The 9,148-nt window shown below is 65.5% G+C and carries 11 protein-coding genes; 3 read left to right on the top strand and 8 right to left on the bottom strand.

Going from position 1 to position 9,148, the window contains the following annotated elements:
- The 4 genes from carB to EOA75_RS23120 form a co-directional block, all read right to left on the bottom strand.
- Positions 1 to 1,367 (bottom strand): carbamoyl-phosphate synthase large subunit (gene carB, locus EOA75_RS23140; protein WP_127325250.1); only part of this gene is annotated, 1,367 nt, incomplete at its 3' end.
- Between the two features lie 365 nt (positions 1,368 to 1,732).
- On the bottom strand, positions 1,733 to 2,524 hold the full coding sequence (locus EOA75_RS23130; RefSeq protein WP_348626453.1) for an SH3 domain-containing protein: 792 nt from the start codon (positions 2,522 to 2,524) through the stop codon (positions 1,733 to 1,735).
- Positions 2,525 to 2,707: 183 nt separating this feature from the next.
- A complete protein-coding gene (locus EOA75_RS35190; protein WP_245307585.1) occupies positions 2,708 to 2,920 on the bottom strand; it encodes a hypothetical protein in 213 nt (70 codons plus the stop codon).
- Entirely contained in the window at positions 2,920 to 3,276 is a 357-nt protein-coding gene (locus EOA75_RS23120; protein ID WP_067326737.1) for a helix-turn-helix transcriptional regulator, read from the bottom strand. Before EOA75_RS23120 ends, EOA75_RS35190 begins: the two co-directional genes overlap by 1 nt.
- 193 nt (positions 3,277 to 3,469) lie before the next feature.
- Here EOA75_RS23120 and EOA75_RS23115 point away from each other — a divergent pair, with 193 nt between their 5' ends.
- Positions 3,470 to 4,648 carry an MFS transporter gene (locus EOA75_RS23115; RefSeq protein ID WP_127325249.1) on the top strand — a complete coding sequence of 393 codons (1,179 nt, stop codon included), beginning with the start codon at positions 3,470 to 3,472 and terminating at the stop codon, positions 4,646 to 4,648.
- Between the two features lie 31 nt (positions 4,649 to 4,679).
- Here EOA75_RS23115 and EOA75_RS23110 read toward each other — a convergent pair whose 3' ends face one another.
- Complete coding sequence (locus tag EOA75_RS23110) at positions 4,680 to 5,144, bottom strand: MarR family winged helix-turn-helix transcriptional regulator (protein WP_127325248.1); 465 nt, start codon at positions 5,142 to 5,144, stop codon at positions 4,680 to 4,682.
- Between the two features lie 189 nt (positions 5,145 to 5,333).
- On the opposite strand from EOA75_RS23110, the gene EOA75_RS23105 reads away from it, so the two are divergent.
- Positions 5,334 to 6,128: an SDR family oxidoreductase gene (locus EOA75_RS23105; RefSeq protein WP_127215862.1), complete on the top strand. Its 795-nt coding sequence runs from the start codon at positions 5,334 to 5,336 to the stop codon at positions 6,126 to 6,128.
- A gap of 6 nt (positions 6,129 to 6,134) precedes the next feature.
- Here the strand turns inward: EOA75_RS23105 and EOA75_RS23100 are convergent, their stop codons facing one another.
- Positions 6,135 to 6,734: a LysE family translocator gene (locus tag EOA75_RS23100; protein ID WP_127215861.1), complete on the bottom strand. Its 600-nt coding sequence runs from the start codon at positions 6,732 to 6,734 to the stop codon at positions 6,135 to 6,137.
- A gap of 100 nt (positions 6,735 to 6,834) precedes the next feature.
- Here EOA75_RS23100 and EOA75_RS23095 point away from each other — a divergent pair, with 100 nt between their 5' ends.
- Positions 6,835 to 7,701 carry a LysR substrate-binding domain-containing protein gene (locus EOA75_RS23095; protein WP_127245936.1) on the top strand — a complete coding sequence of 289 codons (867 nt, stop codon included), beginning with the start codon at positions 6,835 to 6,837 and terminating at the stop codon, positions 7,699 to 7,701.
- A gap of 50 nt (positions 7,702 to 7,751) precedes the next feature.
- On the opposite strand, the gene EOA75_RS23090 is transcribed toward EOA75_RS23095, so the two are convergent.
- Both EOA75_RS23090 and EOA75_RS23085 read right to left on the bottom strand, forming a co-directional pair.
- On the bottom strand, positions 7,752 to 8,402 hold the full coding sequence (locus tag EOA75_RS23090) for a dihydrofolate reductase family protein (RefSeq protein WP_127215860.1): 651 nt from the start codon (positions 8,400 to 8,402) through the stop codon (positions 7,752 to 7,754).
- A 97-nt stretch (positions 8,403 to 8,499) separates the two neighbouring features.
- The coding region (locus EOA75_RS23085; protein ID WP_127325247.1) for a methyltransferase domain-containing protein at positions 8,500 to 9,148 on the bottom strand (649 nt) is incomplete at its 5' end.

Raw genomic sequence — 9,148 nt, 5'->3', positions numbered from 1 at the left:
GTTTCCAGTCCGCGCAGCGCCTTCTGCAGCGATTCCTGGAAGCTGCGGCCGATGGCCATGACCTCGCCGACCGACTTCATGGCGGTGGTCAGCACCGGCTCGGCGCCGGGGAATTTCTCGAAGGCGAAGCGCGGGATCTTGGTCACCACATAGTCGATCGACGGCTCGAACGAGGCCGGCGTCGCGCCGCCGGTGATGTCGTTCTCCAGCTCGTCCAGCGTATAGCCGACGGCAAGCTTTGCCGCGACCTTGGCAATCGGGAAGCCGGTCGCCTTCGAGGCGAGCGCGGACGAGCGCGAGACGCGCGGGTTCATCTCGATGACCACCAGGCGGCCGTCGGCCGGATTGACGGCGAACTGGACGTTGGAGCCGCCGGTCTCGACGCCGATCTCGCGCAGCACCGCGATCGAGGCGTTGCGCATCATCTGATATTCTTTGTCGGTCAAGGTCAGCGCCGGCGCGACGGTGATGGAATCGCCGGTGTGCACGCCCATCGGGTCGAGGTTCTCGATCGAACAGATGATGATGCAGTTGTCCGCCTTGTCGCGGACCACTTCCATCTCATACTCCTTCCAGCCGAGCACGCTCTCCTCGATCAGCACCTCGGTGGTGGGCGAGGCGTCGAGGCCGGACTGGACGATGTCGTAGAATTCGGCGCGGTTGTAGGCGATGCCGCCGCCGGTGCCGCCCATGGTGAAGGAGGGGCGGATGATCGCCGGCAGGCCGACATGGTCGAGCGCTTGCGCCGCGATCGCCATGGCGTGGCTGATATAGCGCTGCTTGCGGTCGCCTTCGCCGAGGTTCCAGCGCGTCTCCAGCGCGTCGAGCGCGGCATCGAGGTTTTCGGGGTTCTCGGCTTTGAGCGCGGCGCGCTCGGCCTCGTGGATCTTGCGGTCGGCGTCCTTGACCTCGGTGGCATTGGCCAGCATCGAGCGCGGCGTCTCCAGGCCGATCTTGCTCATCGCCTGGCGGAACAGCGCGCGGTCCTCGGCCTTGTCGATGGCATGCGCATCCGCGCCGATCATCTCGACATTGTAGCGGTCGAGCACACCCATGCGGCGCAGCGACAGCGCGGTGTTGAGCGCGGTCTGGCCGCCCATGGTGGGCAGCAGCGCGTCGGGGCGCTCCTTGGCGATGATCTTCGCCACCACTTCGGGCGTGATCGGTTCGATATAGGTGGCGTCTGCCAGCTCCGGATCGGTCATGATCGTGGCCGGGTTGGAGTTGACCAGGATGACGCGGAAACCCTCTTCCTTCAGCGCCTTGCAGGCCTGGGTCCCGGAATAGTCGAACTCGCATGCCTGGCCGATGACGATGGGGCCGGCCCCGATGATCAGGATCGACTTGATGTCGGTGCGTCTTGGCATGGTCTATGGATTCCGTTCGGCGAGCGGCTTGCACGAAAAACCGGGCGGGGAGGACCCGGCCGGTTGTGCTTGCGATTCTGGTATCAGGCTAGGAGGGCCTTATAGGGAAGAGTTTTGGCGGATGTAACCCCGAAAATGAGGGTTTTGCGGGTTGGCGTGACGGAACAAAACAGGCGTCTCATTCCTTCGCGCCCCCCTCTGCCCTGCCGGGCATCTCCCCACGAGGGGGAGATTGGACGTCACGACTGCTTTCGCCAATTTTCGACGGCGAAGAAAAAGCGAGGCGCCAAAACAGCCGATCTCCCCCCAAGTGGGGGAGATGTCCGGCAGGACAGAGGGGGCGCTGTCCCGCCGGCGTCTTCAGCCTATCGCTTCCCCAGGGCCAGCTGATCCGTGATCTCAAAGCGCTCCGAAACGCCGATGCGGATCATGTTCAGGCTGCCTTCGCGGGTGAAGCGGAATTCGTCGGAGGAGTCCGAGCCGGCCGGCTTGCCGTCATGGAAGTGGATGATGCGCGTGCCGCCGTCCGGCCAGGTCACGGTCACGACGCTGTCGCCGGCCTCATGTGCGACGCTGATCAGGCAGCGGGTCATCGGCTGGCCGATCCGGCGCGCGCAGGGGATGCCGTCGGCGGCGTCTGGGGCAGGGGTGTCGGACTCCGTGATCGCCGAGGCGGCGAAGGCGAGGGCGTAGGCATCCTGCATGGCGACGGCGCTGATATCGGCCGCGGATGGCGGATCGGCCGGCTCGCTGCGACCCAGGCGCGCGGCGATGTCCGGCTGCGGTTCTTCAGAGGGCTCGGGCGCGTTCGCTTCCTGTGGCGGGCCGGCGTCAGTTGCCGGCACGGCTGCATCCTCGGGCGCCGGGGCCGGGTTGTTGGGGCTGAGATAGCGGGCCGGCGCCCATCCGACGATATGCGCGTCCTGCGTGTCCTCGACCTTGCACCAGGGATAGTTATTGACGGTCTTGCAGCCGTAATTCTTCACGGCTGCGCCGTTGGGCAGGCGCGCCGCGACCTTTCCATCTGGTGAAGCGGTGGCGCGGATGTTGAGGAGATCGTCCGGCGCAAGGCCGCCGATGATTGAAATGATCGTGGCTGGCGCGTCCTGGGCCAAAGCCGGCACGGCGGCCAGCAGCAAAGGAGCGGCGATCAGCAATGTCGATCGGAGCGTGACTTTACGCTTCATCCTTAATGCACTGCAATCCTGGCGTTTCCGCTCAATCAGATTATGAGCTTCGCTCAATCATGGATATGAGCTTCGCTCAATCTTTATAAATCCGGTCCGCGGCGCGTGCGCCCATTCCAGTCGTCCGCTTGTTCGGCCTGCTTTGCGGCAGCTTCATGGTCGTAGGCGATGGCGATCGCCTCGGAGCGGCCGGGAGGCATCCATCTCGACGATGCCGTAGCGCGCATGCCGGCTGTCCTGCTCAGAGACATGCGCCGGCGGGAATGCGGATGAGCTCGCTGCGATGGCTATTGCCGCACAACGCGATCCGGCAGGCTGGAGGGCCAGCACGTTGCCATGGATATCGGCCAGAACGGCAATGCGCATCAGGCGTCGATCTCCGCATCGGCGGTGCCGACCGCTGGAAGCGCCTTGTCCTCGCCGGCGGCCGCGATCACGCTGTCGAGCAGGCCGGGGAAGCGCCTGTCGAGGTCGTCGCGGCGCAGGGTGATCAGCCGGCTGGTGCCGACCGCTTCGGTGCGGGTCACGCCAGCCTCGCGCAGCTTGGCGAGGTGGTAGCTGAGATTGGTCTTGGAGGCGAGGTCGAGGAACTTGCCGCAGTTCATCGGCACGCCTTCCTTGCTGGCGAGAAAGCGCACGATTGCCAGCCGGGTCGGGTCGCCGAGCACGGCAAGCACGATCGGCAGGCTGATCTGATCGGCGGTCGGATGAGGCAAGGTCATGGTTGAGAATTAAGCGCAAACGGCACCAACTTCAACGCGTCTCCGCTTCTTGCTTGGTTACGCAGCTTCCCGGTTTCTACGCCGTCCTGACACAGAGCTGTCAGCAGGGTTCCGCTAATTTGCCCAAGTTCCGTTGACATCATGCCCCTTCATGTCCAATTGTTCAATAACTTTTGAACAAAGGACATATCCCATGGACAAGCGGATCTTCTGGCTTGCGCTCGGATCGTTTGCGATCTCGACCGAAGGCTTCGTCATCTCCAGCCTTCTTCCCGATATCGCCGCGGATGCCGGCATCTCCGTTCCGCTCGCCGGCTCGCTGATCACCGCCTTCGCGCTCGCCTATGCGATCGGCGCGCCGATCCTGGCGACGCTGACCGGCGAGTGGGACCGGCGGCGCGTCATCCTGTGGACGCTGGTGTTCTTCGTCATCGGCAATATCGTCGCGGCGCTAAGCTCGTCCTTCGAATTGCTGCTCATCGCACGCATCGTCATGGCGCTGTCGTCCGGCCTGTTCGCGGCAACTGCGCAAGGCACCGCCGTGGCGCTGGTCGACGACCATCACAGGGCCCGCGCCATCGCGGTCGTGGTCGGCGGCACCACGGTGGCGGTCGCGGTCGGCGCACCGCTCGGCGCGCTGGTGGCGGCGATTGCCGGCTGGCGCGGCACCTTCTTTGCCATTGCCGGCCTCGGCGCGCTTGCCGGCGCGATCCTGTGGTGGCGGCTGCCGCGCGGCATTGTCGGCACCAGGTTGCCGCTCAAGGCGCGGCTGGCGGCGGCGGTCCGTCCCGGCGTGTTGCCGATCCTGGTCACGACCACGCTGGCGCTGGTCGGCGCCTTCCCCGTCTTTGCCTTCATCGCGCCTCTGGCGATCGAGGGCGGCGGCCTCAGCCCGCTGGCGCTTCCCGGCATGCTGCTTGCCTTCGGCGTTGGCGCCGTCATCGGCAACATCGCCGGCGGCCAGGCGGCGGACCGTTTCGGCGCGGCGCGCACGGTTTGCTGGTCGCTGGGGCTGAGCGCGGCGATGCTCGTCACCTTGTCGCTGATCCCGACCTTCCTGCCGCATTCGATCGCCGGGCCGGCGCTGATGGGCATGATGGTGCCGTGGGGCATCGTCGGCTGGGCCTTCCCGCCGGCGCAGGCGAGCCGGATCATCAAAATAGCGCCCGATGCCGCCCCGATCGTGCTCTCGCTCAACGCCTCGGCGCTCTATTTCGGGGTCGCCCTTGGCGCGGTGGTCGGCGGTGCGGTGCTGCGCTTCGGCGCGCCGGCCGATCTCGGCCTGGTCGCCGCGGTGTTCCCGATCCTGGGTCTGGGCATCGTCTTGGCGGGAAGGCTGCTTGCACGCCCGGTGGCAATGCCGGCCGAATAATTGCATTCAAACCTGATCGGCGGCCGCTTTTTCAGTTCGAAAAGGCGGCCGCCGGCAGCTCCAGGTCGAGGTCGGCCACGGCGTCCAATGCCGCGCGAAGCTTCGCCGCCTGCTCCGCGCCGACCTTGTCCTCGAATTGCCGCTGCGCGACGCTCCAAAGCTTGAGCGCCTCGTCGAGCTTGGCCTTGCCTTGCGACGTCAGCCGGACGCGCTTGACGCGGCGGTCGTCCTTATCGGGAAAAGTCTCGACATAGCCGTCGCGGATCAGCGGCTTCAGCGTGTGGCCGAGCGCGGACAGATCCATGATCAGCGCCTCGGCGATGGTGCCCATCGCCGGCTCATCGCTGATGTGGATCTGAAAGAGCAGCCCGAACTGCGTGCTCTTCAGGCCCGACGGCGACAGCGCGTCGTCGTAGAAGCGGCCGAGGCTGCGCGCAGCGCGCCGCAGCGTGGCATTGTTGCAGTCGCTGAATCCCGGCTTCCGAGCTTCGTCCATGATCGCTCCTTGCCGGCGCAAAGACGCGCCGGCCTGTCGCAGAAATAGTTTTCGCCGCTGCCGTTGACAAGATAGTGGCATATACCTACTTCGGCAAAAGTGGCATATGCCACTAAATGAAATCAGAGGTTCGGCTGATGATGCGATCATCGGCGCCGAGCCGCGCGAAGCGAACAAAGGAACAGGACAATGAGCACGAAGGACAACAAGGGCACGGCCGTCATCACCGGCGCATCGTCGGGCATCGGCGCGGTCTACGCGGACCGGCTTGCGGGGCAGGGCTACGACCTGGTGCTGGTGGCGCGCCGCGCCGACCGGCTGCGGGAGCTGGCCGACAGGCTCTCCTATGCCTATGGCCGCAAGGTCGAGACGATCGTCGCCGACCTTGCGGCCGATGCCGATCTGCGCCGTGTCGAGCAGGCGGTTTCGACGGACGACAGCGTGACGCTGCTGATCAACAATGCCGGCGTGGGCGGCCTGGAGACGATTGCCGACGCCGATGCCGATGCGGCCGAACGCATGATCAAGGTCAATGTCGTGGCGCTGACCAGGCTGACCCGCGCCGTGCTGCCGGGCCTCATCAAGCGCAATCGCGGCGGGATCATCAACATCGCCTCCGTCGTCGCCTATGGCATTGCCGTTGGCGGCATCTACAGCGGCACAAAGGCCTATGTCGCCAACTTCACCGAAGCGCTGCAAAAGGAAGTCGCCGGCACCGAAGTGAAAGTCCAGTCCGTCGTGCCTGGACCGGTCCGCACCGAGTTGTGGGACGTCTCCGGAATCAGCCTCGACAGGCTCAATCCGGACTGGATCATGAGCGCCGAGGATCTGGTCGACGCGGCACTTGCCGGCTTCGCCCAGGGCGAAACCGTCACCGCGCCCGGCCTTGCCGACGCGGCCGGGCTGACGGCCTATCTCGGCGCCAGAGACCAGTTCTTCGGCAGCCTGTTCTCCGGCAAGCCGGCGGCGCGCTACGCCGTCTGACCTCTCTCAAGCTGGCCGCCACATCTGCAGGATCGAGGCGGCCAGCAGCAGGGCGAGCACGATGTTGAGAGCGCGCCACTGGCGCTCAGTCTTGAGCAGGCGCGCAAGCAGGGTTCCTGCCACGCACCACAACGACAGCGACAAAGCCGCGGCAAGGCCGAACACGGCGCCGAGAAGCAGCGCGAGTTGCAGCGGACCATCCGCCAGGGCCGCGAAGGACGCCGCGGCGCCCAGCCCCATCGCCCAGCCTTTCGGGTTCATCCACTGAATCCCGGCGCCGCCGAAGAAGCTGTTCGGCCTAGCCATGCTCACGTCGAGCTTGGGCGGGCCGCTGCGGCCGATCCTGATCGCCAGCCAGATCAGATAGAGCGAGCCGGCGATCTTCATCGCAAGCTGGAGCGAGGGGACGGCGGCGATCAGCCCGGCCAGGCCGGCAGCACCCGCCGCCGCTACTGACGCCAGTCCCGCGGCGCTGCCGGCCATCAGCGGCACCGATCGGCGAAAGCCGAACTGCGCCCCGGATGCCGTCGACAGCGTCGTGGCGATGCCGGGCGTCGAGGTCGAGATCAACGCGAACAGGACAAGGGGGATGATGGTTTCGGACATCCAAAGCCTCCACGGTGGAAGGAGCCTGCATGTTAGGCGCTGGGCGCTATCAGTAAATGCAATGTTGGATATGGTCTGCATTAGTGATTATAATGCAGCGATGTTCCGCGATCTCGACACCACACTTGTCCGCACCTTCGTGACGACGGCCGACAAAGCCAGCATGACGGCCGCGGCCAACGCCCTCAATCTGACCCAGGGCGCCGTCAGCCAGCAGATCAAGCGGCTGGAGGAGATCCTTGGCCAGATGTTGTTCGAGCGCGACCGCCGCGGCTTGAGACTGACGCGTTCGGGCGAACGGCTGCTCGACAAGGGCCGGCGTCTCTTGCGGCTCAATGACGAGATCCTGGCGGAGATAAGCGGCAAGGCGGTCGCCGGCGGGGTGCGGATCGGCGTGCCCTACGATCTTGTCGGCACATTGCTGCAACCTGTTTTGAAAACCTACGCTGAAGCCTATCCGCAGGTGGAGATTTCGCTGGTCTGCGCCTCTTCGCCGGAACTCGCGGCGGCGCTGGCGGCAGGGACGATCGACCTTGCCGTCATCGAGGAGCGGGCCGGTCCGACGGCCGGCGAGTGCCTACTGGTCGACCGGCTGGTCTGGGTCGGTGCCAGAGGCGGCTCGGCGCGCTTGAAGCGGCCTTTGCCGGTCTCCATGGTCGCGGATAGCTGCGCCTTCCGTCCCGCGGTGCTGGCGGCGCTCGGCACGCACGGGCTCGATTGGCGCACCGTGTTCGAGAACGGCAACATCGACGCAACGACCGCAACGGTACGGTCGGACCTTGCGGTGACCACCTGGCTCGCCTCGACGGTTCCGGCCGACCTCGACATCCTGTCCGACGCCGACTTACCGGCGCTGCCGAATTTTTCCGTCAACCTGCACCTGCCGAAGCATGCAGTGACGCGGACGGCAGAGGCATTCGCCACTCATATCCGCGAGGGTCTGGCGCGGCATCGCCGGGCAGCGTGAGCGACACTTTTCGTTCCTCGCCCCCGCTTTGGGGGCGAGGAACCTTGGCGCTACTTCCAGTTCTTGCGCCGTTCGAGCTCGGCTTCGGAAGGCTGCTCTGTCGCAAAAGATCCGGTCTTGACGCCGCCGCCACGTTCATAGGTCGCCATGATGACACCCGTGCTGGTGGTTTGCGACTTGATGAGCTTGAAGGCGGCGGGCATCGCGTCATCGCCGAACAGGCGCTTTCCCTTGCCCAGCAACAGCGGGAAGATCATCAACCGGATCTCGTCGATCAGCCCATTGGCGAGCAGGGTCTGGATCAGATTGCCCGAACCCTGGATGAGCAGATCGGGTCCGTCTTCCTGCTTGAGCTGCCTGAGCCTGGCAACGACGTCTGGTCCAAGCGGCTGCGTGTTCTGCCAGGTCAGGCTATCCGGCCGATGCGTCGCGACATATTTGGTCGCCGGGTTGAAGGCATCTGCGATCGGATCTTTCTGATACGGCCAGTACGCGGCGAAGATGTCATAGGTTCTGCGACCGAGCAGCAGGGCGAAGGGCTTTGAGAACAATTCGTCCATTGCCTCGCCCGCCACCTCGTCAAAGTAATGGAAGGTCCAGCCGCCGAATTGAAAGCCGCCGACCGGGTCCTCTTCCGGGCCGCCTGGCGCCTGCATGACGCCGTCGAGGCTGACGAATGTGGCGGCGATGATCTTGCGCATCTGTCTTCTCCCTTTTCGTGATCCGCGCCGTCGCGGCCGGATTTCGTCCTAAGGACGGGCGACAAGCCTGCGTTCCGACACAGGCTTCCGCAGATTTCTATCGTTCGCTGTCGGCGCGCATGGCGCGGGACGAGAACCAGACATCGCCGAACACGGCGGTGGCGGTTCGATCGGGCGCCTTGTCTTCGGTCAGCCAGATCGAGCGCGTGCGGCTGGCGCGTTCGCGGGTTGGCACTCTTGCCTCCGGGCCGGCGAGGGAGGCGCCGACGCAAGGGATGAACCAGGAACCCATGAAGGGCCGGCAGGCGAACCCCGCCTGCATGCGGGTGACCAGCACGGCGAGGCCGATACGCTGCGCCGGCCGCCAGGGGAAGATCAGCCGGCCGCCGGGCCTGAGCGCCCTCAGCCACGCAGGGGGCGGGGCAATGACGGCAGCATTGACATAGATGATGTCAGAGGGCGGTAGCGGGCCGGCGACAGCGTCGCCGGCAACGACCTCGACATTGCCATAAGCCGCGAGGTTCACCTTGGCTTGCGCGGCGAGATCCGCTTCGATCTCGAAGGCGGTGACGCTGCCACTGGGCTCGACCAGCCTTGCCAGCAGCGCGGTATAGTAGCCGGTACCGGCGCCGATATGGGTGACGGCTTCGCCGGGTTTCGGTTCGACCTTGCCGATCCACATGGCGTGCAGAACCGGTTCGCCGTTGTTGATGCCCTTGTCGGCATCGAGCACCACCAGCACGTTC

The sequence above is a fragment of the Mesorhizobium sp. M1A.F.Ca.IN.022.07.1.1 genome (assembly GCF_003997575.1).
Classification (GTDB): Bacteria; Pseudomonadota; Alphaproteobacteria; order Rhizobiales; family Rhizobiaceae; genus Mesorhizobium.
This window is presented reverse-complemented; position numbering and strand designations above follow the sequence as displayed.

Coding starts and splice junctions, on each gene's coding strand:
- EOA75_RS35190 (WP_245307585.1), bottom strand. CDS start 2,920: ATGCGCATTGCCGTTCTGGCCGATATCCATGGCAACGTGCTGGCCCTC.
- EOA75_RS23115 (WP_127325249.1), top strand. CDS start 3,470: ATGGACAAGCGGATCTTCTGGCTTGCGCTCGGATCGTTTGCGATCTCG.
- EOA75_RS23105 (WP_127215862.1), top strand. CDS start 5,334: ATGAGCACGAAGGACAACAAGGGCACGGCCGTCATCACCGGCGCATCG.
- EOA75_RS23095 (WP_127245936.1), top strand. CDS start 6,835: ATGTTCCGCGATCTCGACACCACACTTGTCCGCACCTTCGTGACGACG.
- EOA75_RS23100 (WP_127215861.1), bottom strand. CDS start 6,734: ATGTCCGAAACCATCATCCCCCTTGTCCTGTTCGCGTTGATCTCGACC.
- EOA75_RS23120 (WP_067326737.1), bottom strand. CDS start 3,276: ATGACCTTGCCTCATCCGACCGCCGATCAGATCAGCCTGCCGATCGTG.
- EOA75_RS23090 (WP_127215860.1), bottom strand. CDS start 8,402: ATGCGCAAGATCATCGCCGCCACATTCGTCAGCCTCGACGGCGTCATG.
- EOA75_RS23110 (WP_127325248.1), bottom strand. CDS start 5,144: ATGGACGAAGCTCGGAAGCCGGGATTCAGCGACTGCAACAATGCCACG.